Source organism: Kitasatospora hibisci (assembly GCF_043950205.1).
Taxonomy (GTDB): Bacteria; Actinomycetota; Actinomycetes; order Streptomycetales; family Streptomycetaceae; genus Kitasatospora; species Kitasatospora hibisci.
Genome location: NZ_CP171642.1, coordinates 5072019 through 5094712, shown reverse-complemented (window position 1 = coordinate 5094712; position 22694 = coordinate 5072019). Strand labels below are relative to the sequence as shown.

Here is a 22694-nt window from a genome sequence, read left to right as displayed (position 1 = left end):
CCCGTATCAAGACGATACGTTCCGTCTCGCAATCCGGATACGATGAACCCCATGGCCCGCCACACCGCCCCCGACCCGACCCGCCGCAACGAACAGAGCCGCGCCGCGATCCTCACCGCCGCCGCCGAGCTGGTCGCCGAGGCGGGCTTCGGCAAGCTCACCATCGAGAAGATCGCCGCCCGCGCCGGCGTCGGCAAGCAGACCATCTACCGCTGGTGGCCCTCCAAGGGCGCGGTGGTCTTCGACGCCTTCCTGGCCGCCAGCCAGGACGCCGGCGGCGGTTACGACCTCCCCGACACCGGCGACCTCGCCGCCGACCTGCGGGCCGTGCTGCGCCCCACCGCCGACGAGCTGGCCGACCCGGGCTTCGACCGCACCGGCCGCGCCCTCACCGCCGAGGTCCTCAACGACCCGGACCTGCTGCGCGAGTACCGCGAGCGACTGCTCGACCCGCTGCTGGAGGTCACCCGCGCACGCCTTCGGGCCGCCCGCACGGCCGGGCTGGTCCGCGCCGACGCCGACCTCGACCTCGCCGTCGAGCTGCTCTACGGCCCGATGTACTACCGCTGGCTGCACGGCCTCGGCCCGCTCGACCACGCGTACGCGGACCGCCTCGTCGAGACGGTCCTGCGCGCGCTCGGGGCTTCGACCGGCTGACCGCCTGCCAGCCGTCAGCTGCGGTTGCGGCGGCGGAGCATGACGATCACCGCGATGATCACGGCGATCACCACCAGCACCACCACGACGCCGATGATCACGCCGATCAGCTTGCCGAGGCCCTTCTTCTTCTTTTTCTTGGACTTGTCCTTGGAGGCGGCCAGCCGGGTGCTGTCGTGCCGGTCGGCGGCCACCCCGGCGGCCGGGGCCGCCTGCGCGCCCGCGCCGGCGGTGCCCGCCTGGACCGATCCGGCCGAGGCGGCCGAGGCGACGCTGGCCGCGGCCGCGCGCGGCGCGGCCTGGGCCGCCGGAGCGGCGGCGAGCGCGGTGCCGCCGAACGCGAGCACCGCGGAGAGGACAAGGCCCGTCAGACGAGCACGCATGCTGTGAACCCCCATCCGGTCCGGCCCCGGTGGGCCCGCCGACCGCCGAACACCATCCCACGCACGACCCGCGCCGCCCAGCCCTCCGGCAAGGTCCGCCCCGGACCGCGACCCGCTCGGGACACGCCGGTCACCGAACCGACACAACCCGCCGGGGCGGCGCGCCGGCCGCGCGGGCGGCGGCGGGTGCGTGCACCGCATGACGGGGGCGCGGGCGCCTCCCGGCCGAAGGGCCCGGAGCCGTCGACACGGGGAACGTCGCGCAGGCGGGGGTCCGACGGCGGTTCCCCGGCGCCGCCGTCAGGCCGGCGGTGCGGAGGAGGGACCGGCGAGGGCGACCGAGACCAGAGCGCGCAGGGCCGAGGCCACCTGGCCGAGCGGCAGGGTGGCGTCGTCGGCGAACAGCTCGACCAGCCAGCCGCCCGCCGGGTTCTGGCCGCCGGCCGCAAGCATGCCGCGGTAGCCGGAGACCACCAGCACGGCCTCCTCCGCCGGGTCGTTCCCGGCCGCGCCCGCCCGCAGCGCGAAGGCGCCACCGCGGACCGCCCCCCGGGTCAGCGGGTAGTGCCGCAGGTCGAAGACCGCGTCCGGGGCCTCGATCTGCGCCCGCTGGGTCTCCGCGCGCGAGCTGCTCGGGCCGCTGGTCATCCGGTACACCGCGTGCTGGGTGGTGCGCATCAGCGGCGAACCGGGCGGGACGTACGACACCCACCAGCCGACCGCGTCCAGCAGCCGGGCCGAGGTCTCCGCGACCACCACCAGCTTGCCGATGGTGTCGGCCGGGTGGACCGAGCGGGCCTCGCCGTGACGGTCGAGCGCGGCCAGCACCGCGGTGAGCAGCTGGCCCGGGTCTGCGCTGTGCGCCGCGCCGCGGAACCGCCGCCGGTCACCGGCTCCGGCCCGGCCGCTGCGGCCCCGGGCGTCGGCCCGGTGGTGCGGGTCGGCGGCGTCGGCGAGCAACACGGTCGGGTCGGGGGCGAAGCCGGGGCCGTGGCTGCGCCCGGCCACCACGGGATGGGCCGAGCGGGCGGCCTTGGCCCGGTACTGCGCGGCGTCGGCGAGCCGGAACAGCCGGTCGGGCGTGGTGACCGGGCCGATCGAGTCCCCGGTGGAGGCGACCCCGCAGGCCACGCCCTCGCCCTCGGCCAGCGCCAGCGCCCGTGCGCACAGCTCCTCGGCGACGGCCACCACCTCGTCCGCCTTCTGGCCCTCGACCAGCAGGCAGAACTCGTCGCCGCCGAGCCGGGCGGCCAGACTGCCGGGAAGCCGGGCGGCGGCCAGCGAGAGCTGGTGGGCGAAACGCTCCAGCAGCCGGTCGCCCATCTCGTGGCCGAGCTGGTCGTTGACCCGCTTGAGGCCGTTGACGTCGCAGACCACCAGCGAGACGACGGTGTTGTCCCGGTTGTGCGCCTCCAGCGCGCCCTCCAGCCGGGCGTCCACCGCGCGCCGGTTGGCCAGGCCGGTCAGCGGGTCGGAGAAGGCGAGTTTGCGCAGGTCGGCGAGGCGCTCGGTCTGGGCCAGACCGGCCGAGATCTGGGCCGCCAGCAGGGTGGCGTAGCCGGCGTCGGCCTCGGTGAACTCGGGCATCCCGACGGACCGGGCCAGGTAGAGCTCGCCCCAGGCCTGGCCGTGCAGCACGATCGGGGCGACCACGCAGCAGGCCCGCCCGCGCCTGCGCAGCGCCGCGGCGCGCTCCTGGCAGTACGCGCCGGCGGTCGGGTGCGAGTGTCCGGCGTGCGGCTCGGAGTCCTCGGCCGTCTGCACCCAGGCGCGCGGCAGCCGGCCGGTGGTCCAGCGCTCCTCCAGGTAGGTGACGATCTCGGGGAAGTCGGCGACCGGGTAGGACTCGTCCTCCGGCAGCTCCTCCTCCCCCGGGGCCAGCGCGCCGTGGTTGACCAGCACCCGCAGCCGGCCGGACTCCCGGTCCCAGACCGAGACGGCGGCCATGGACGCGCCGAGCGCCCCGGTGGCGCGGGCGGCGGCGGCCCGTACGGCCTCCAGGGGGGTGAGCGCGGCCGACATGTCCTGCGCGAGCTCGACCACGGACTTCAGCCGCAGGTCGGGGGCGGCGGGCGGCCGATCCGACCCGCCGCAGTCGCAGCCGCGGTCCGCCATGGTCGCCTCACTGCTCACCGGCTCGCCTCGTTCCCTGTGCCCGGTCCTGCTCGGTCCCGCGCAGCGCCGCCCGCCGGGGACGCCCGCTCCCCGCCCTGGGCGCGCAGCCACCACCGGGGGCTCGGACCGCGCCGGGGCCGTACCGCTCGCATCCGCTTGCACCAAGACTATGGCGGTTTCGTTCGGTTATGCCCCGTTTGCCGAGATCGATCCGTGCCCCCGGACGGGTTTCCACCGTTCGGCCACCGTTCCACCACGTACGCCGGCGTACGCCCCACCGCCGGGCCGCAACCGCGCGAACGCCACGCCGACCGGGCCGGGGCGCATGCCGGGCCGAGTGCGCCGAGCGGGCGCACCCCGCGCCGAGCGCGGGGCGTGGGCCGGGCGCGGGCTACTCCGTACGCAGCCGCCGCGACAGCAGCCAGGGCTCGACCAGCCCGAGTCCGCGGACCGGGCGGCGCCACATCGGCTGGAGGTTGAAGCGGCGCCCGGAGTCCGGCCCCGGTACCGGCAGGCCGGACGCCGGCATCCCGGCGGCGGCCGACAGCGCGTCGGCGAGCCCGGGACCGTCCGCATCCGCCGGGGCGACGCTGCCGTTCTGCTCCAGCGCGATGGCGAACTCGCCGTCGATCAGCACGGCGTCCTTGGGTGCGATGGAGGTGAGCCGGCTGGCCAGGTTGACGGTGGTGCCGAAGACGTCGCCCATCCGCGAGGTGACGGTGCCGAAGGCCATGCCGACCCGAAGGGCCGGGATGGTGTCGTCCTCGGCCAGCGCCTCGATCAGGCCGAGCGCGATCTCGGCGGCGGTCACCGGGTCCTCGGAGACGTAGAGGATCTCGTCGCCGAGGGTCTTGATCACCCGGCCGCCCTGGCCGGCGATCAGGTCGGAGCAGGTGTTCTCGAAGGTCTCGACCAGCTCGCCGAGCTCCTCCTCCTCCAGCCGGCGGGAGAGCCGGGTGAAGCCGACCAGGTCGGCGAAGCCCACCGCCAGCCGGCCGCTGGTGATCTCGGTGTCCTCGGCGGCCTGCACCACCCGGCCGGTGACGGCGGCCAGCTGCCGGCGCCAGACGTAGACCAGGAACTGCTCCAGCTCCGGCAGCAGCAGCTCGACGAGCGGGTAGGCCACCTCGGCCCGGGTCAGTCCGGGCTCGACGGACTGGGTGAGGTTCTCCAGGAAGGTGTCCATCTGCCAGCCCGCCAGCCGGGCGGTGGTCTGGCCGGTGGAGCGCGCCACCTGGATCGCCATCGACTCGCTGAGCAGGCCCGACTCCACCAGGCCGGCCAGTCGGCGCAGTGCGATCACGTCGCCGTCGGTGAGGGCCCGGGACTGCCCGATGTCGGGGAAGCCCATCGCCCGCCAGAACCTGGTGGCCAGCTCCATCGGGACGTCGGCGGCACGCGCGGCCTGGTACGGGGTGTAGCGGCGCGGCGCGTCCAGGATCAGGCGTTCGAGGTCGAGCGCGACCGTCTGGTCGTGGGTGCCCGCCGTTCCGCCCTTGCTGCCGTCCTCTGCCACCGGTCCGTCCCCGTGCGGTCGCCGCACTCGCCTCGTGTCCTGCCTGTCCGGGCGCGCCCGCCGCCCCGCGGGCAGTGGCGCGCCTCACACTCCTGCCAGGTGGAATATTCGCACGGAATCCCGCGATCCGGGGCATCCGCCCGGGTCAAGGGGAGGTGAAGAGTGCCGTTCAGCGCGGCTCCGGGCGCACGTGGACGACGTCCCCCGCGCCCACCGCCCGCCGGGCGCCGTCGGGAGTGCGGACCACCAGCCGGCCGTCGCCGTCCACCGCCACGGCCTCGCCCAGCAGCTCGCGGCCGCCCGGCAGGTGCACCCTGACCTGGCGGCCCAGTGTGGTGCAGCGGTCCAGGTAGGCCGGCAGCAGACCGCTGGCCTGCGGGTCGCCGGCGGCGGCCGTCCACTCCTCGTACAGCCCGGCGAACTCGCGCAGCAGGGCGCGCAGCAGGATGGACCGGTCGGTCACCGCGGCACCCGCCAGCACCAGCGAGCCCGCGGTGGGGACGGGAAGCTCGGCCTCGCGCAGCGAGACGTTGAGGCCGAGGCCGGCCACCACCGCTCCCCCGCCGAGCTCGGTGAGGATGCCGCCGATCTTGCGCTCCGCACCGGCGATCTCGACCTGGAGGTCGTTCGGCCACTTCAGGCCGACCTCGACCTCGGCGACCCGGTTCAGCGTGCTCGCCGCGGCGACGCCGACCAGGATCGGCAACCAGCCGTACCGCTCGACGGGTACCCCGTCCGGGCGGAGCAGGACGGAGAGGAAGAGACCGGAGCGGGCCGGGGCCGTCCACTGCCGCTCCAGCCGCCCGCGGCCGGCGTTCTGCTGCTCGGCCACCAGTACGGCGCCCTGCGGCGCGCCCTCCGCGGCCCGCGCGGCCAGGTCGCTGTTGGTGGAGCCGGTCTCGGTGACGACGTCCACCGAGGTCCAGAGCCCGCCCGGCAGCACCAGGTCGTGCTGGAGCGCCGCGGCGTCCAGCGGGGGCCGGTCCAGATCGGTCCAGGGCGACGGGCCGGCGTGGCCGAAGCCGCGCAGTCCACTACGGCGGGGGGTGACGGGTTCGGTCATGGTCCCGAGCCTAGGCGCTGCCAGGCCGTGCGGCGGGGATTGCCGGAAGCGCCCCGGACGGCGCAGTCCGCCCCATCGTCCCGCAGAACGCGCGTCAACACACTGTGTCGCTGACCATAACGGCAGGACGTTACGTCTGGCCCTCCGTGCTGGCTACGCTACTCAACGGTAGTTCGTTGCGCCGCCCTGCCCTCGTGCGCGGTCCTCCTTCCGGTCCGCGCAGCACTCAACAGGTCGCGGCCCATTGGATCAGGGAGAGCCCACCGGATGACCGAGGCGCCGTACGACCCCCACACCACTGCCGGAAAGCTCGCCGACCTGCGCCGCAGGATCGACGAGGCGGTGCACTCCGGCTCCGCCAAGGCCGTGGAGAAGCAGCACGCCAAGGGCAAGCTGACGGCCCGCGAGCGCGTGGTGGAACTGCTGGACGAGGACTCCTTCGTCGAGTTCGACGAGTTCGCCCGGCACCGCTCGACCAACTTCGGGCAGGAGAGGAACCGCCCGTACGGCGACGGCGTCGTCACCGGCTACGGCACCGTCGACGGCCGCCAGGTCGCGGTCTTCGCCCAGGACTTCACGGTCTTCGGCGGCTCGCTCGGCGAGGTCTTCGGCGAGAAGATCGTCAAGGTGATGGACTTCGCGCTGAAGACCGGCTGCCCGGTCATCGGCATCAACGACTCCGGCGGCGCCCGCATCCAGGAGGGCGTGGTCTCGCTCGGCCTGTACGGCGAGATCTTCCGCCGCAACGTGCACGCCTCCGGGGTGATCCCGCAGATCTCGCTGATCATGGGCCCCTGCGCGGGCGGCGCGGTCTACTCCCCCGCGATCACCGACTTCGTGGTGATGGCCGACCAGACCTCGCACATGTTCATCACCGGCCCGGACGTCATCAAGACCGTCACCGGCGAGGACGTCGGCATGGAGGAGCTGGGCGGCGCGCGCACCCACAACACCAAGTCCGGGAACGCGCACTACCTGGCCACGGACGAGAAGGAGGCGATCGAGTACGTCAAGAGCCTGCTCTCGTACCTGCCCTCCAACAACCTCTCCGACGCGCCCTCCTTCCCCGAGGAGGCGGACCTCTCGGTCACCGACGAGGACCTCGAACTCGACACCCTGGTGCCGGACTCGGCGAACCAGCCGTACGACATGCACAAGGTGATCGAGCACGTCCTGGACGACGGCGAGTTCCTGGAGACGCAGCCGCTGTACGCGGGCAACATCATCACCGGCTTCGGCCGGGTCGAGGGCCACTCGGTCGGCATCGTCGGCAACCAGCCGATGGACCTGGCCGGCTGCCTGGACATCGCCGCCAGCGAGAAGGCCGCCCGGTTCATCCGCACCTGCGACTCCTTCAACATCCCGGTGCTGACCTTCGTCGACGTGCCCGGCTTCCTGCCCGGCACCGAGCAGGAGTGGGACGGCATCATCCGCCGCGGCGCCAAGCTGATCTACGCCTACGCCGAGGCCACCGTGCCGCTGATCACCGTGATCACCCGCAAGGCCTTCGGCGGCGCGTACGACGTCATGGGCTCCAAGCACCTGGGCGCCGACCTCAACCTCGCCTGGCCGACCGCGCAGATCGCCGTCATGGGCGCGCAGGGCGCGGTCAACATCCTGCACCGGCGCGAGATCGCCGAGGCGGAGGCCGCCGGCAACGTCGAGGAGAAGCGGGCCGAGCTGATCGCCTCCTACGAGGACACGCTGCTCAACCCCTACCTGGCGGCCGAGCGCGGCTACGTGGACGCCGTCATCGCCCCGAGCGAGACCCGCCGGCACATCGTCCGCGGCCTGCGGGCGCTGCGCGGCAAGCGCGAGGTGCTGCCGCCCAAGAAGCACGGCAACATCCCGCTGTGATCGCCCCCACCCAGCAGCGGCCGTCGCGAGAGGATTGAGCCATGGCCCCGATCCACGTGCTGCACGGGCAGCCGACCCCCGAGGAGCTGGCCACCGTCCTGGCGGTGGTCCAGTCCCGGGCCGCCGCCGCGCAGGCCGCCGCCGAGGCGGCCCGCCGCGCGGGCGCCGGCCCGGACTCCCCCTGGAACGACCGCGCCCGCCGGCTGCGGGCCACCCCGCGCCCCGGCGTCAACGTCTGGCGCACCTCGGGCTGGGCGGGCTGAGCCGCCGCCCACGCACCACCCGCGGAGTGGGAAGTCGGCCCGTCCGACGTCCCACTCCGCTGCCCACTCCGCTGCCCGCTCCGCGCACCGCCGGGCCCCGCCCCGGGCCGTGCGAAACCTGAGTACGCGTACTCAGGCGGGCGGCGCCGGACGCGGCGCACCCTGGAAACGTGCTCTGGTCAGATCCACGCGACGAACCCTCACCCGAGGCCCAGCAGATGCAGAAGCGGATGCAGCAGGCGGGCCGGGTGCTGGCCGCCATCATGCTGGTGGGCTCCGTCCTGCTGATGGTGACCCGCTTCTTCACCTGACCGGCGGACACCACCCCCTACCCTGGTGGGCATGACCGACCGCCGCGCCCTCGTCCTCGCCTCCGCCTCCCCCGCCCGCCTCGGGCTGCTCCGCCAGGCGGGCCTCGACCCGCAGGTGATGGTCAGCGGGGTCGACGAGGACGCGATCACCGCCGCCACCCCCGCCGAGCTCGCGCTCGTCCTCGCCGAGGCCAAGGCCAAGGCCGTCGCCGCCGAACTCGCCGGCGGCGAGCTGGTGATCGGCTGCGACTCAGTGCTGGAGCTGGACGGGCAGGCGCTCGGCAAGCCCGCCGACGCCGCCGAGGCGCTGGCCCGCTGGCAGTCCATGCGCGGCCGCGCCGGCGTGCTGCGCACCGGGCACTGCGTGATCGACACCGTCACCGGCGAGCAGTCCTCGGCCACCGCCTCCACCACCGTCCGCTTCGGCACCCCGGACGACGCCGAGATCGCCGCCTACGTGGCCTCCGGCGAGCCGCTGCACGTGGCCGGCGCGTTCACACTGGACGGCCGCTCGGCCCCGTTCGTCGAGGGCATCGACGGCGACCCCGGCAACGTCATCGGCCTCTCGCTGCCGCTGCTGCGCTCGCTACTGGCCGACCTCGGCGTCCGCATCACCGACCTCTGGGCCTGACGAGCTCCCGGACTGACGGCCGACCGCCGGCCGGGCCTTGGCCTCCTTCGCACCCGAACCGTCGCGCTCCGCGGGGGCGGCGGCTCCCGCCGCCGTAGCACCCCGCGGCCGTCCCGCCGTTGTCCGGGTCGCCCGACGCGGGCCGGGAGCGGCTGTGGAGACCGTCCATGGCTGCGGTCGAGCACCACGGCTAGGCTGACCGCCGTTCCGACGGGGAGGAGGGCGAGCGGATGACCGACAGTCTGCTCAACGTGCTGCTGGGCCTGGTGGCCAGCGCGATCAGCGCCGGTCTGGGCTGGCTCGCGCAGAACCTGCGGCGGAGACGGCGGTTGGAGCGGGTCCGCTCCTTCCTCGGCCTGCCGGCGGGCAACGAGTGCCTGATCGTGGTGAACCGGCACGCCGCCTCGACCAGCGGGAAGAGCGTCTCGCGCAACGACGTCTTCGCGCTGATGGAGATCGCCGCGCTGGTCAGGGAGTGCGGCGCCGAGGCCGACCTGGTCGTCCACGACGAGGTCCGCCAGGGGCTGGGCCACAAGGCCGAGTTCTGCCTGGGCGGCCCGGTCAGCAACGACCGGACGGCGGCCCACCTGGCGTCCTGGCTGCCCGGGGTGGCGTTCCACCAGGACCTCGCGGGGGCGGCCCCGGTGTTCACCCTGTCGGTGGGCGGCGAGGAGTTCCGGTCCGAGAGCGAGTCCGAGCCGTCCGGCGGCCAGGTCTTCGCCCTGCTCGCCCGCGTGCACCGGGCGCCCGGCAACCGACCGGCCTTCCTGGTCGCCGGGCAGAGCGCCGTCGCCAACCACGCCGCCGTGCGCTACCTGGCCGCCAACCACCGGCAGCTCGCCCGGCGGTACGGCGAGGACGGCACCTTCGCGCTCGTGCTGCGGGTCGCCAACCCCAAGGCGTACGGGCCGGACGTGGTGGAGCTCGCCGCCGACGTGACCGCCCGGGCACTCGAACGGCCGCCCGCTGCGACCCCCGCCGGCTGAGTGTGGCCAAGGCCACCGCTTCGCCACGCCGCCCCGTCACCGTCCGCACGAACCTCGTGCGGATCACGGCACCCGCGGCCACCTGCAGAGACCCCCGTCCGACCGCGGACCGGCTCCCGGAATACATCACCCTGCGTGTGGGATAGTTCACAAGCTGGGGCTACTCGCCGGTACCGCCCAGAAATCCATAAACTCGACCAGGTTCAAGAAGGGAGCCACAGTGCGCAAGGTGCTCATCGCCAACCGCGGGGAAATCGCCGTCCGCGTCGCCCGTGCCTGCTCGGACGCCGGTATCGCCAGCGTCGCCGTCTACGCCGAGCCGGACCGGGATGCGCTGCACGTCCGCGCGGCCGACGAGGCTTACGCGCTGGGCGGCGACACCCCCGGCACCAGTTACCTGGACATCGCCAAGGTACTGAAGGCGGCCGCCGACTCGGGCGCGGACGCCGTCCACCCCGGCTACGGCTTCCTGTCGGAGAACGCCGACTTCGCCCAGGCCGTCCTCGACGCGGGCCTCACCTGGATCGGCCCGCCGCCGCAGGCCATCCGCGACCTCGGTGACAAGGTCACCGCCCGGCACGTGGCGCAGCGCGCCGGTGCCCCGCTGGTGGCCGGCACGCCGGACCCGGTCTCGGGCGCCGACGAGGTCGTCGTCTTCGCGCAGGAGCACGGCCTGCCGGTCGCCATCAAGGCGGCCTTCGGCGGCGGCGGCCGCGGTCTGAAGGTCGCCCGCACCCTGGAGGAGATCCCGGAGCTGTACGACTCCGCGGTGCGCGAGGCGGTCGCCGCCTTCGGGCGCGGCGAGTGCTTCGTCGAGCGCTACCTGGACAACCCGCGCCACGTCGAGACCCAGTGCCTGGCCGACCAGCACGGCAACGTGGTGGTCGTCTCGACCCGCGACTGCTCGCTGCAGCGCCGGCACCAGAAGCTCGTCGAGGAGGCGCCCGCGCCGTTCCTCACCCCCGAGCAGAACGCCGAGCTGTACCGGGCGTCCAAGGCCATCCTGAAGGAGGCCGGCTACGTCGGCGCCGGGACCTGTGAGTTCCTGGTGGCGCTCGACGGCACGATCTCCTTCCTGGAGGTCAACACCCGTCTGCAGGTGGAGCACCCGGTCACCGAGGAGGTCACCGGACTCGACCTGGTCCGCGAGATGTTCCGGATCGCCGACGGCGAGGAGCTGGGCTACGGCGACCCGGAGGTTCGCGGCCACTCCTTCGAGTTCCGCATCAACGGCGAGGACCCGGGCCGCAACTTCCTGCCTGCGCCCGGCACGGTGACGCTGTTCGCCCCGCCGTCCGGCCCGGGCGTCCGGCTGGACTCCGGCGTGGAGACCGGCTCGGTCATCGGCCCCGCCTGGGACTCGCTGCTCGCCAAGCTGATCGTCAGCGGCCGGGACCGCAAGCAGGCCCTGGAGCGGGCCAGGCGGGCGCTGAACGAGTTCAAGGTGGAGGGCATGGCCACCGCCATCCCGTTCCACCAGGCGGTCGTCACCGACCCGGCGTTCGCGCCCGAGGTGCACGGCAGCGACGAGCCGTTCAAGGTCTTCACCCGCTGGATCGAGACCGAGTTCCAGAACACCATCCCGGCGTTCGCGGGCGCTGCCGGCGAGGGCGAGGAGGCCGAGGGCCGCGAGACCGTCGTGGTCGAGGTCGGGGGCAAGCGGATCGAGGTCTCGCTGCCGTCCTCGCTGGGCGTCTCCGCCGCCCCGGCGGCCACGACCGGCGGCGCCGCCAAGGCCAAGCGCCGGGTGGGTGCCAAGAAGGCCGGCTCGGCGGTCAGCGGTGACACGCTGGCCTCGCCGATGCAGGGCACCATCGTGAAGGTCGCCGTCGAGGAGGGTCAGGTCGTCGCCGAGGGCGAGCTGATCGTCGTCCTGGAGGCGATGAAGATGGAGCAGCCGCTGAACGCGCACAAGGCCGGCACCGTGGTCGGCCTCAAGGCCGAGGTCGGCGCGAGCGTCAGCAGCGGCGCCGCGCTCTGCGAGATCAAGGACTGAACGGTCCAGGCCCGGGCCTGACGGGCACCGAGTGCTCCGAACCGGTCCGTACGCCCCTCGTGGGTGTGCGGACCGGTTCCGTTTGCGCCCCCGGCGGCCACGCGGGGCCGCCGGAGGCGCCGCCTCGCCGGACGGCGTGCCCGGACCGGCCGCCTCGCCGGGCTCAGCGGGCCCGCGGAAGGCCGCCCAGCTCGGCGAGGCGGACCGGGACCGGCCCGCCCGGCCCCGCGGGGCCGCCGTGCGTTCCGGGGCGGCGCTGGCCGGGCAGCGGGGCCCCGCCGGGCGGCGGCGCGGCGCGGCGCGCCAGCGGGCCGGGCTGGGTCTGGTGGAGGGGGCCGCTGCCGGTGCCGTGCACCGGTGCGTCGCCGGCCGGGGCGGCGCCGAGCGGCGCCAGGTCGATCTGCACCCCGCAGTCGGCGAGCGCGTCCAGCTCGCGCGCGGTGGTGTCCTCGGAGGTGGCGTGCTCGTCGGTGACCAGGCGGGTGATGGTCTCGGTCGGGACGGTCTGGAACATGGTGTCCGCGCCGAGCTTGGTGTGGTCGGCGAGGACGATGACCTCGGCGGCCGACTGCACCAGAGCCCGGTCCACGCTCGCGGAGAGCATGTTCGTGGTCGACAGGCCGCGCTCGGCCGTCAGCCCGCTGCCGGAGATGAACGCCTTGGAGACCCGCAGCCCGTGCAGCGACTGCTCGGCCCCGCTGCCCACCAGGGCGTAGTTGGAGCCCCGCAGGGTGCCGCCGGTCATCACCACCTCGACCCGGTTGGCGTGCGCCAGCGCCTGCGCCACCAGCAGCGAGTTGGTCACCACCGTCAGGCCGGGCACCCGGGCCAGCCGGCGGGCCAGCTCCTGGGTGGTGGTGCCGGCGCCGACCACCACGGCGTCCCCCTCCTCCACCAGGCCCGCGGCGAGGTCGGCGATGGCGCTCTTCTCGGCCGCGGAGAGGTGGGTCTTCTGCGGGTAGCCGGGTTCGCGGCTGAAGCCGCCGGGGAGCACCGCGCCGCCGTGCCGGCGGTCGAGGAGCCCTTCTGCCTCCAGCGCCCGCACGTCTCGGCGCACGGTCACTTCGGAGGTCTGGACGACGCGGGCCAGCTCGCGGAGCGACACGGCTCCGTTGGCGCGCACCATTTCGAGGATCAACTGGCGACGTTCTGCAGCAAACACAGAACCGACGGTAACCTGCGTGACCGTCTGCTTTCAGGCGTTTGCAGCTGGTAGCCGGAATTGCTCGCACCGGAGCGGCGCGTGACCGTACAATACGCGCCGTCAGCAACCCGGGACTGCGCCCGCCGTCCGGGTGACACCCCGGGTGCGCGAAGGGCGGCCACCGGTCGGCGGCCGCCCTCAACTTCGCGTCGGACGCTCAGCTTTCGCCGTCGGCCCGCTTCCGGATGTGCAGCTGACGGGCGGCCTCGGCGGTCGAGCCGGAGACGGACGGGTAGACGGTGAAGGCGCTGGCCACCTGTTCGACCGTCAGATTGGCGTCCACCGCGAGCGAGATCGGGTGGATCAGCTCGCTGGCGCGCGGCGCGACCACCACGCCGCCGACCACGATGCCGGTGCCCGGGCGGCAGAACAGCTTCACGAAGCCGTCCCGGATGCCCTGCATCTTCGCCCGCGGGTTGCCGCGCAGCGGCAGCTTCACCTCGACCGCGTCCATCTTGCCGCACTTCACGTCGGCGGCGGTGTAGCCGACGGTGGCGATCTCCGGGTCGGTGAAGACGTTGGAGGCCACGGTCTTCAGGTTCAGCGGCTGCACGGCGTCGCCCAGCGCGTGGTACATCGCGATCCGGCCCTGCATGGCCGCCACCGAGGCGAGCATGAAGACGCCGGTGCAGTCGCCGGCCGCGTACACGCCGGGGGCGGTGGTACGGGAGACCCGGTCGACCTGGATCTGACCCCAGTCGTTGAGCTTGACCCCGGCCTCCTCCAGGCCCATCTCCGCGGTGTTGGGGATCGAGCCGACCGCCATCAGGCAGTGCGTGCCCTTGATCACCGTGCCGTCGGAGAGGGTCACCTCGACGTGGTCGCCCACCCGCTTGGCGCCCTCGGCCCGGGAGCGGCTCATCACGTTCATGCCGCGGCGGCGGAAGACCTCCTCCAGCACCTCGGCGGCGTCCGGGTCCTCGCCCGGCAGCACCCGGTCGCGGCTGGAGACCAGGGTGACCTTGGAGCCGATCGCCTGGTAGGCGCCGGCGAACTCGGCGCCGGTGACGCCGGAGCCGACCACGATCAGCTCGCGGGGCAGCTCCTCCAGGTCGTACACCTGGGTCCAGGTCAGGATCCGCTCGCCGTCCGGCTGGGCGTCCGGCAGCTCGCGGGGGTGGGCGCCGGTGGCGATCAGCACGGCGTCCGCGCGCAGCGACTGGACGCTGCCGTCGGGCGCGTCCACCAGGACCTCGCGGGAGCCGTCCACGGCCTGGCCGCCGGCGCCGAGCCGGCCGCGGCCGCGCAGCACGGTGACGCCCGCCCGGGTCACCGACTGGGTGATGTCGTGGGACTGGGCGATGGCGAGCCGCTTCACACGCCGGTTGACCTTGCCGAGGTCCACGCCGACCACCCGGGCCTGCCGTTCCAGCGGCGGGGTGTCGTCGGCGACGATGATGCCCAGCTCCTCGTACGAGCTGTCGAAGGTCGTCATCACCTCCGCGGTCGCGATCAGCGTCTTCGACGGCACGCAGTCCGTGAGCACCGCCGATCCGCCCAGACCGTCGCGGTCGACGACGGTCACCTCCGCGCCGAGCTGAGCAGCGACCAGCGCCGCCTCGTAGCCGCCGGGTCCGCCACCGATGATCACGATCCGAGTCACGCCCCCCATTGTCCCGCACGCCGCGAGCACCGCCACGCCGGGGTCGGGGCTTCCGTGCGATCGCCCGGTCACCCGGGAGCGCCGGCCGACGGTCTAGGCTTCGCCCCATGCCCCTTTACGCCGCGTATGCCACCAACCTCGATGCCCGGCAGATGACCCGCCGCGCCCCGCACTCCCCGCTGCGCGGCACCGGGTGGCTGGACGGCTGGCGCCTCACCTTCGGCGGCGAGCACCTCGGCTGGGAGGGGTCGCTGGCGACCGTGGTCGAGGACGGCAAGGACCAGGTCTTCGTCTCGCTGTACGACGTGTCGCCGGTGGACGAGGAGGGCCTGGACCGCTGGGAGGGCGTCCAGCTCGGCATCTACCGCAAGATCAAGCTGCGCGCGCACACCCTGGACGGCGACATCCCGGTGTGGACGTACGTGCTCAACGACTACGAGGGCGGCCTGCCCGCGGCCCGCTACCTCGGGCTGATCGCCGACGCGGCGGAGAGCGCGGGCGCGCCGCACGACTACGTCCTGGACCTCCGCCGCCGCCCCTGCTGAGGCCGGACTCACGAACCCGCCGCCCAACCGCGCGCGGTCCCGGCGAGCACCGCGGCCACCCGGGCGCGGCGGGCCGGCTCGGTGCGCAGCGCGTTGGCCAGCTCGACGTGGAGCCACGGCACGCCGAGCCCGGCCGCGAACCGGCCCTCGACGTTGGTGGTGCCCTCCAGCTGACCGCACTTCTCCCGCCAGGCCCGGCAGACGGCGAACCCCGCCCGGCCGAACCCGTCGGCGGTCAGCTCGGCGGCCGGCCCGGCCGCCCCGGCGCCGCTGGAGACCACCGCGTCCGCCCCCGGCAGGCTGCCCTCGTCGAAACCGTGCACCTGGATGCCAGGCAGCCCGCGGCCGGTCAGCGTCTCGACCACCGCGGCGAAGACGGTGTCGCCGCGGTGCGCCGGATCCGAGGCGCCGTCGGCGCCGGCCCGGCGGTGCGCCCCGGCGAGCACCAGCACGCCGCCCGGCACGGCCCGGAAGAGGTCCACCCCGATCAGCTCGGTCCGGCTGTCCGAGACCGGGTGCGGCACCTGCACCGACCAGGCGGACTTCGACGAGAGGTCCAGGTAGACCCGGCCCCAGCCACGCCCGTCCGCGGAGCCCTCCGGGCGCTCCTCCGCGATCTCGGCCACCCGACGCCCGCTGCCCGCCTCGGTGAACTCGGTCAGCCGGTAGCCCACCGGTGCCAGCGCCTGCCCGGCCCGGTCGGGCCGCCCGTCGAGGACCGCGAGCACGCCGTCCGCGACGGCACGCCGCTGCGCCGCGTCCGGCACCAGGTACGGCCCGGAGGGGGCCAGGCCCGCGGTGTACGCGTCGACCTCGGCCGCCAGGTCGACCGGCTGCGGTCCACCCGGATCGGGCACGCCCACGGCCGCGCCCGCCGCCGGCCCCGCCGGACGCCCGCCCGAGCCGCGCGCCGCGACCGTCAGCCCGACCGCCAGCGCCAGCAGCACCAGCAGCGCCGCCACCGGCAGCGCCGCCGCGCGCCGCGCGCCGGGCCGGTTCGCTCCCCGTCTCTCCATGGGGCCAGAACCTATCGCGCAAGTCACCTTTCCAAGGCCATGGCCTATCGATACCAAAGCTTCTCCGTTGCGAGACCCAAACGAGACAGCATATTGAAGGTGGCTACGTAACCTGTTCAGGTTTGACCAGGGTCTGACCCACAGGTCACGGCGGGGCACCAGGGGAGGGGGCGCACTGCCACCCCCCCCCCCACCCCGAACCGATGGCGAGGCCTCCGTGAGCACGGCAACATTCCAGCCGCGACAGCACCGCCATCGCCGCCGGGCCGACATGCCGCTGCTCGGGGGCATCCGCCCGCCGATCGCGCTGCTGCTGATCCTGCTGCTGGCCGTCGCCGCCATCACCGCGCTGGCCGTCGGCGGCCTCCGGGTGGACGACACCCCGCAGGCCGTCCGCGAGTCCCACCAGTACGCCGCCGAGGACACCGCCGCCTCGCTCCGCGCCGGCATCCAGGAGAGCGCCACCGACCTGCGCCGCGCCGCCGCCCGCTACGACGGCGCACCCGCCACGCCCGACGCCGTACTCCTCGCGCTCGGCCAGGCGTACCGCAAGTGGCGCGGCACGGTGGTCGTCCGGCCCGACACCGGCCGGCTGCTCGCCGCCCGCGGTGAGACCGTCCCGCTGGCCGGCCTCGACCTCACCAAGGTCACCGACACCGCGCCCGCGCCGCTGCTCGTGCCCTCCACCGCCGGCACCCGGCTGCTCACCTTCGCCGTGGTCACCACCGAGGCGGACGGCCGCGCCCTGCTGGTCGCCTCCGACAACCTGCGGCTGCCCCGCATCGCCACCCGCAAAGAGCAGACCATCGAGGTCCTGGACTCCACCGGCGCCGTCCTGGACTCCACCGGCGCCGCGCCGGCCGACGAGTCCGACGAGCAGCTGGTCGCCCTCGCCCGGCAGCGCGCCGCCCGCGCCCGTCCGGCACCCGGCGAGACCGCCTCCGGCAGCCTGGCCGGCACCCCGGACGCCAAGGGCGTGCGCCGGGTGGCCGGCTACGCGGCGGTCGCCACCGCCGACGGACACGACCTCGCCGCCCCGCTCGGCCTGGCCGTCGTCTCCCTCGGCAGCGTCGAGGGCAAGCCCGGCAGCCTGCGCCATCCGGCCCTCGGCCTGACCGCCGCCGGCGCGCTGCTGCTGGTCGCGCTGCTGATCGCCTGGTTCCTGGTCCGCGTCCTCCAGCGCCCCCTGCTCCGGCTCTTCCTGGACGCCCGCCGGCTCAACCGCGGCGAGCTGGACGAACCGGTCCGCGGGCCCCGCCGCGGCGAGGCCGGCCGGATCGGCCGCGCCCTGGAGGAGCTCCGGCTCCAGCTGCTCGACCCGGCCCGCCCGGGCACCGCGCTGCCGCTCGCCCTGTGCGCGGTGGTCGTCCTCAGCTGGTCCGGCCCGCTGCTGCTGCTCGGCGGCGTCGACGACTCGGTCCGTGTCCCCACCCAGGTGGTGGCAGGCCAGCGGGACCGCACCGACACCGCCGCCGACCGGATCCGCCAGGCGCTGAACGAGGGCTACGCCGACCTGCGCTCCATCGCGCCCGCACTCACCGACGCCTCGGTCGGCAAGGCGGAGGCGCTGCTGCGCACCACCCTCGACGAGCACGAGCGGTACCGCTCGCTCTACGTCCTCGGTGCCGACGGCAAGGTGCTCGTCCGGGTCGGCGAGGAGCCGCACCGCACCGGGCCGGATTCCCTCGGCGCGAGCGGCGTCCTGCTGCTCAACACGTCCGGCAAGGAGCCCCGGATCGCCGCCCGCACGGCGCTCTCCGCCGCCGAGCCCGAGGGGGACGACGCCCGGCCGGCCGAGGGGCCGGTGCTGATCGGCGAGTTCAGGACCGACTTCCTGAACAGCCTGCTCACCCGCCCCGGCCTCGGCCGGGTCTGGCTGGTCGACGACCGCCGGCGCGTGCTCGCCGCGAACGAGGGCTACAGCTCCTTCGGGGCGCTCCCGGACGACCGGGCCGGGGCGGTGCTGGCCGGCGCCGGGAAGAACGCCGCCGCCGACGTGGTCCGCTCCGGAGGCGACCCGGTCGTGCTGGCCGCCGCCCCGCTCGGCGGCAACGGCACCGTCGCCAAGCTCGGCTGGTCCGTGGTCACCGCATCCCCCGTGGCCTGGCTCCACCTCGACCAGAACCGGGCCGACCGGCGCGCCGTACTGGCCGGCGTGCTCGGCCTGGCCGCGGCCGCGCTCTGCCTCGGCTGGCTCCACGTCGTCGTCGGCCTGCCGCTGCGCCGGCTCGCCGCGAGCGCCGAGGCGCTGGCCGCCGGGGACCGCCGCACCGTGCTCTACCCCGTCCACCACGACGAGGTGGGCGCCGTCGCCCGCAGCCTGGAGCTGCTCCGCCAGGACCTGGAACGCGCCGCTCGCCGCACGCCGACCGCTCACGGATCCCACGGATAAGGACCCGCCGTGCTCTTCCTCTACTTCGTGCTGTTGGCGTGCTGCGCCGTCCTGCTGGTGGCGGGCGTCGTCGAGCAGCGCCGGCACTTCTCCGCGCTGGAGCAGATCCCCACCCGTGTGCTGGTCAACGGCATCCGCGGCAAGAGCTCCATCACCCGGCTCTGCGCGGGCGCGTTGCGCGGCGGCGGGCTGGTCACGGTCGCCAAGACCACCGGCACCGCGGCCCGGTTCATCCACCCGGACGCCACCGAGGAACCGGTCTACCGCAAGTTCGGCATCGCCAACGTGGTGGAGCAGATCGGCATCGTCCGCCGCGCCGCGACCTACCGGCCGGACGCGCTGGTGATCGAGTGCATGGCGGTGATGCCGGCGCTCCAGGAGGTCAACCAGACCAAGCTGATCCGCTCCACCATCGGCGTGCTCTGCAACGTCCGCGAGGACCACCTCGCCGAGATGGGCCCCACCCTGGACGACGTCGCCCGCTCGCTGTCCCGCTCGATGCCGGTCGGCGGCGTCTGCGTCACCGCCGAGCAGGAACGGGCGCACATCCTGCGCGAGGAGGCCGCGAAGAGGAACTGCGAGCTGATCGTGGTCGACCCCGAGTCGGTCACCGACGAGGAGCTGCGCGGGTTCAGCTGGTTCACCTTCAAGGAGAACGTCGCGATCGCCCTCGCCGTCGCCGAGCTGCTCGGCGTGGAACGGCGGACGGCCCTGCAGGGCATGTGGCAGGCCCCGCCGGACCCGGGGGTGCTCTCGGTCGAGCGCTACCGCACCGAGGACGGCAAGCGGCTGCGGTTCGCCAACGTCTTCGCCGCCAACGACCCCGAGTCCACCCTGATGAACGTCCGCCAGCTGGAGGGCCTCGGTGCCATCCACCGACCGCTCAGCGTGGTGATCAACTGCCGGCCGGACCGCGTCGAACGCAACGGCCAGATGGGGCAGATCGTGCCGGACCTCGACCCGGACACGGTCTTCCTGATCGGCCACCCGACCAGGAGCGCCCGGGACGGCATACCCGGCGGCTGGTCGGGCCGGGTGGTCGACCTCGGCGGCGACCGGCGCGACCCGGCGGCACTCACCGCCGAGCTGCTGGGCCACCTGGGCCCGGACTCCTCGCTGGTCGCGGTCGGCAACATCCACGGCCAGGGCGAGCTGTTCCTGGAGGAGCTGGCCCGCCTGGTCCCGGACGAGGCGCCGGACGAGCCGGACGCCCCCGCGCACCCCGCGTACGGCGAGCCCGCCCCCGCCCACTTCGCGTACGACGAGCCCGCCCACCCCGCGTACGACGAGCCCGCCCACCCCGCGTACGGCGAGCCCGCCGTCGGCTTCGACCACCGGGGCCGCTCCCACGCCGTCAGCCCCGCGCCGCCCTGGCCCGCCGACGTCCCGGAGCCGCTGCCCGACTCCTGGTTCGAACCGGCTCCCGCCCGCCACCGCCAGCCCTTCCCGTACGGAGACCAGCCGTGATCCCCACCGAGCTCACCCCCGACATCGCCGCCATCGGCATCGCGCTCGGTCTGGTCTTCTCACTCGTCTGCTACCTGACGACCAACCTCTCGCCCGGCGGCATGATCACCCCCGGCTGGCTGGCCCTCACCCTGGTCGAGGACCTCCAGCGGGTGGCCATCGTGATCGGCGTGACGGTGCTGACCTTCCTCGCCACCCGGGTGCTCCAGAAGCTGGTGATCCTCTACGGCAAGCGGCTGTTCGCCGCCGTGGTGCTGGTCGGTGTGCTGCTCCAGGCCACCGTGATGCTGGCCCTCCAGCACGAACTGCCCACCCTGTACGCCAACCAGACCCTGGGCTTCATCGTCCCCGGCCTGATCGCCTACCAGCTGGTCCGCCAGCCCCGGGCCGCCACCCTGATGGCCACCAGCACGGTGACGCTCGCCAACTACGTGGTCCTCACCGCCGGCGTGCTGCTCGGTGCCCTCCCCGGTACCTGATCCCGGTACCCGACCCCGTCCCCGCTCCAGGAGGAGGCGTCATGCCCATCACCCGGAAGTCCCTGCTCAGCGGCGGCCTCGCCGTCACCCTGCTGGCCACCAGCGGCTACCTCACCGTCCAGCTGCGCGACCGCGAGCGCCGGCCCGCCGAGGCCGGCGGCACCGCGCCGCTGATCGCCGCCGCCCGGCCGGCCCCGGACGCCGGCCGGGCCACCGCGAAGGCCGCGGCCGGCTACCGGTACGAGCGGCTGACCGGCCCGGACCGGACGATCGTCCGGGACCCGCTCGGCGACGTGGTCGCCGCCCTGACCGACGGCGCCCGCACCGCGGTCCTGGCCGGCCCGAGCCGCACCTTCGCCGAGCCGGGCACCACCACGGCCACCCTGGTCACCGACAGCTGGGTCCGGCTGATGCCGCAGGCCTGGAAGGCCGGCGCCGAGAACGAGGGCTGGTTCCGCACCTGGTTCCAGCAGTCGCTCGGTTCCACCGCCGACGACGTGCTCGCCGTGGCCACCCAGTACCTGGCGGGCGCGCCCGAGGGCAGGGACGCGAAGGGCGTGCGGATCAAGGGCGACGCCTCGTTCGGCCCGCTCAACCCCAACGGCTCGGTCGGCAACGACCTGCGGCTGGAGCAGTCCGACTTCGTCGACTACCTCGGCACCGCCTACACCTTCGCCGACAAGGTCACCAAGCAGCCCGACCGGACCCGCTACGGCGCGTTCGACTGCTCCGGCTTCGTCCGCATGGTCTACGGCTACCGCTCCGGCTACCCGCTGCTCTCCAAGGACGTGGCCGGCAACGGCCTGCCGCGCACCGCCAACGGCCTGGCCCGGCTGGGCCCCGGCGTGCCGGTGCTGCCGCTGACCACCGCCCCCGGCTCGGACACCACCCTGCGGCCCACCTCGATCGACCTCCTGCTCCCCGGCGACCTGGTCTTCTTCGAGATCGACGCCCGCACCGGCGCCCGGCTCGACCACACCGGCATCTACCTGGGCCTGGACACCGACGGCCACCCGCGCTACATCTCCAGCCGCGAAGAGGCGGACGGCCCGACCTTCGGCGACAAGGGGGGCACCGCCCGGCTGGACGACAACGGCATGTACGCCAAGGGCCTACGGAGCGCCAAGCGGCTGTAGATTGCTCCGGGTCGTACTGCACGGGCACGCCCTCCGAGCTGTACTTTCACGCCATCCGGGTAACGATCCGGCACGTCGCACCCGGATCTTCTACGCGCGTAGCCATTTCCCGTCTATCCTCGGATGCGTGAACGCATCTCCTCAGTCGGTCGTCTCCGCCGACCCCTACGCCGCCGCCCAGGCCGCCGCCGAGCGCCTGCGCGAGCTGACCGGTGCCGAGCGCCACGACGTCGCCCTGGTGATGGGCTCCGGCTGGGTGCCGGCCGCCGACGCCCTCGGCGAGACCGTGGCGGAGTTCCCGGTCACCGAACTCCCGGGCTTCCCCGCCCCCGCCGTGGCCGGCCACGCCGGCACGATCCGCTCGGTCAAGATCGGCGAGAAGCGCGCCCTGATCTTCCTGGGCCGCAACCACTACTACGAGGGCCACGGCGTGGCCACCGTCGTCCACGGCGTGCGCACCGCCGCCGCGGCCGGCTGCGGCATCATCGTGCTGACCAACGGCTGCGGCGGTCTGCGCGAGGGCTGGGTCCCCGGCCAGCCGGTCCTGATCAGCGACCACATCAACCTGACCGCGGACTCCCCGATCGTCGGCGCGAACTTCGTCGACCTGACGGACCTCTACTCCAAGCGCCTGCGCGACCTCTGCCGCGAGGTCGACTCCACCCTGGACGAGGCCGTCTACGTGCAGTTCCGCGGGCCGCACTACGAGACCCCGGCCGAGGTCAACATGGCCCGGGTGATCGGCGGCGAGCTGGTCGGCATGTCCACCACCCTGGAGGCCATCGCCGCCCGCGAGGCCGGCGCCGAGGTGCTCGGCATCTCGCTGGTCACCAACCTGGCCGCGGGCATCACCGGCGAGCCGCTCAACCACGCCGAGGTGCTGGAGGCCGGCAAGGCCTCCGCCGAGCGCATGGGCGCGCTGCTGGCGAAGGTCCTTGAGCGGATCTGACCCGGATCCGGCGCACAATCATGAGCGACGGGGTCCGCGGGCGGCTGTGATCCGCTGATCACACCCGCCTGCGGGCCCCGTCCGCATGCGCACCCCCACCACTTTGCGGAACCTCTTCCATCGGA

General features: G+C 74.2%; 19 protein-coding genes and 1 pseudogene. 13 read left to right on the top strand and 7 right to left on the bottom strand.

The genetic code is table 11. The features are described 5' to 3' along the window. Window positions 1-51: 51 nt before the first annotated feature. Window positions 52-657 carry a TetR/AcrR family transcriptional regulator gene (locus ACF9IK_RS22350; RefSeq protein WP_395295910.1) on the top strand — a complete coding sequence of 202 codons (606 nt, stop codon included), beginning with the start codon at window positions 52-54 and terminating at the stop codon, window positions 655-657. A 14-nt stretch (window positions 658-671) separates the two neighbouring features. On the opposite strand, the gene ACF9IK_RS22345 is transcribed toward ACF9IK_RS22350, so the two are convergent. From ACF9IK_RS22345 to ACF9IK_RS22330, 4 genes and pseudogenes are all read right to left on the bottom strand, one after another. Continuing rightward, on the bottom strand, window positions 672-1040 hold the full coding sequence (locus ACF9IK_RS22345) for a hypothetical protein (protein WP_395295909.1): 369 nt from the start codon (window positions 1038-1040) through the stop codon (window positions 672-674). A gap of 894 nt (window positions 1041-1934) precedes the next feature. After that, window positions 1935-3062: pseudogene (locus ACF9IK_RS22340) on the bottom strand (diguanylate cyclase domain-containing protein); the annotation flags it as partial. A gap of 484 nt (window positions 3063-3546) precedes the next feature. Continuing rightward, entirely contained in the window at window positions 3547-4671 is a 1125-nt protein-coding gene (locus tag ACF9IK_RS22335; RefSeq protein ID WP_395295908.1) for an adenylate/guanylate cyclase domain-containing protein, read from the bottom strand. Between the two features lie 169 nt (window positions 4672-4840). Then, window positions 4841-5734 carry a biotin--[acetyl-CoA-carboxylase] ligase gene (locus ACF9IK_RS22330; RefSeq protein ID WP_395295907.1) on the bottom strand — a complete coding sequence of 298 codons (894 nt, stop codon included), beginning with the start codon at window positions 5732-5734 and terminating at the stop codon, window positions 4841-4843. A gap of 267 nt (window positions 5735-6001) precedes the next feature. Here ACF9IK_RS22330 and ACF9IK_RS22325 point away from each other — a divergent pair, with 267 nt between their 5' ends. From ACF9IK_RS22325 to ACF9IK_RS22300, 6 genes are all read left to right on the top strand, one after another. Further along, window positions 6002-7591 (top strand): acyl-CoA carboxylase subunit beta, encoded by a 1590-nt coding sequence (locus tag ACF9IK_RS22325; RefSeq protein WP_395295906.1) that lies wholly within the window; start codon window positions 6002-6004, stop codon window positions 7589-7591. Between the two features lie 41 nt (window positions 7592-7632). Further along, window positions 7633-7854: an acyl-CoA carboxylase subunit epsilon gene (locus tag ACF9IK_RS22320; RefSeq protein WP_238862883.1), complete on the top strand. Its 222-nt coding sequence runs from the start codon at window positions 7633-7635 to the stop codon at window positions 7852-7854. Between the two features lie 170 nt (window positions 7855-8024). Continuing rightward, window positions 8025-8165: a morphogenic membrane protein MmpB gene (gene mmpB, locus ACF9IK_RS22315; RefSeq protein ID WP_395295905.1), complete on the top strand. Its 141-nt coding sequence runs from the start codon at window positions 8025-8027 to the stop codon at window positions 8163-8165. Window positions 8166-8196: 31 nt separating this feature from the next. Beyond that, window positions 8197-8796 (top strand): nucleoside triphosphate pyrophosphatase, encoded by a 600-nt coding sequence (locus ACF9IK_RS22310; protein WP_395295904.1) that lies wholly within the window; start codon window positions 8197-8199, stop codon window positions 8794-8796. Between the two features lie 230 nt (window positions 8797-9026). Further along, on the top strand, window positions 9027-9782 hold the full coding sequence (locus ACF9IK_RS22305) for a hypothetical protein (protein WP_395295903.1): 756 nt from the start codon (window positions 9027-9029) through the stop codon (window positions 9780-9782). 220 nt (window positions 9783-10002) lie between these two features. Next, entirely contained in the window at window positions 10003-11778 is a 1776-nt protein-coding gene (locus ACF9IK_RS22300) for an acetyl/propionyl/methylcrotonyl-CoA carboxylase subunit alpha (protein WP_395295902.1), read from the top strand. Between the two features lie 163 nt (window positions 11779-11941). On the opposite strand, the gene ACF9IK_RS22295 is transcribed toward ACF9IK_RS22300, so the two are convergent. Both ACF9IK_RS22295 and ACF9IK_RS22290 read right to left on the bottom strand, forming a co-directional pair. Continuing rightward, window positions 11942-12904: a DeoR/GlpR family DNA-binding transcription regulator gene (locus ACF9IK_RS22295; protein WP_395298648.1), complete on the bottom strand. Its 963-nt coding sequence runs from the start codon at window positions 12902-12904 to the stop codon at window positions 11942-11944. A gap of 235 nt (window positions 12905-13139) precedes the next feature. After that, window positions 13140-14594 carry an NAD(P)H-quinone dehydrogenase gene (locus ACF9IK_RS22290; protein WP_395295901.1) on the bottom strand — a complete coding sequence of 485 codons (1455 nt, stop codon included), beginning with the start codon at window positions 14592-14594 and terminating at the stop codon, window positions 13140-13142. A 98-nt stretch (window positions 14595-14692) separates the two neighbouring features. On the opposite strand from ACF9IK_RS22290, the gene ACF9IK_RS22285 reads away from it, so the two are divergent. After that, complete coding sequence (locus tag ACF9IK_RS22285) at window positions 14693-15130, top strand: gamma-glutamylcyclotransferase (protein ID WP_395295900.1); 438 nt, start codon at window positions 14693-14695, stop codon at window positions 15128-15130. 8 nt (window positions 15131-15138) lie between these two features. Here the strand turns inward: ACF9IK_RS22285 and ACF9IK_RS22280 are convergent, their stop codons facing one another. Beyond that, window positions 15139-16146 carry a hypothetical protein gene (locus ACF9IK_RS22280; protein WP_395295899.1) on the bottom strand — a complete coding sequence of 336 codons (1008 nt, stop codon included), beginning with the start codon at window positions 16144-16146 and terminating at the stop codon, window positions 15139-15141. Window positions 16147-16363: 217 nt separating this feature from the next. Between ACF9IK_RS22280 and ACF9IK_RS22275 the strand changes: the two genes are divergently transcribed. From ACF9IK_RS22275 to ACF9IK_RS22255, 5 genes are all read left to right on the top strand, one after another. Continuing rightward, window positions 16364-18538, top strand: coding sequence for a cache domain-containing protein (locus tag ACF9IK_RS22275; RefSeq protein ID WP_395295898.1), 2175 nt, complete (start codon window positions 16364-16366; stop codon window positions 18536-18538). Window positions 18539-18547: 9 nt separating this feature from the next. After that, window positions 18548-20005 (top strand): poly-gamma-glutamate synthase PgsB, encoded by a 1458-nt coding sequence (gene pgsB, locus ACF9IK_RS22270; RefSeq protein ID WP_395295897.1) that lies wholly within the window; start codon window positions 18548-18550, stop codon window positions 20003-20005. Further along, window positions 20002-20484, top strand: coding sequence for a poly-gamma-glutamate biosynthesis protein PgsC/CapC (locus ACF9IK_RS22265; RefSeq protein WP_395295896.1), 483 nt, complete (start codon window positions 20002-20004; stop codon window positions 20482-20484). The genes pgsB and ACF9IK_RS22265 overlap by 4 nt, the downstream gene beginning before the upstream one ends. A 41-nt stretch (window positions 20485-20525) precedes the next feature. After that, a complete protein-coding gene (locus ACF9IK_RS22260) occupies window positions 20526-21620 on the top strand; it encodes an NlpC/P60 family protein (protein ID WP_395295895.1) in 1095 nt (364 codons plus the stop codon). Window positions 21621-21747: 127 nt separating this feature from the next. Then, entirely contained in the window at window positions 21748-22569 is an 822-nt protein-coding gene (locus ACF9IK_RS22255) for a purine-nucleoside phosphorylase (protein WP_313764083.1), read from the top strand. Window positions 22570-22694: the final 125 nt, after the last annotated feature.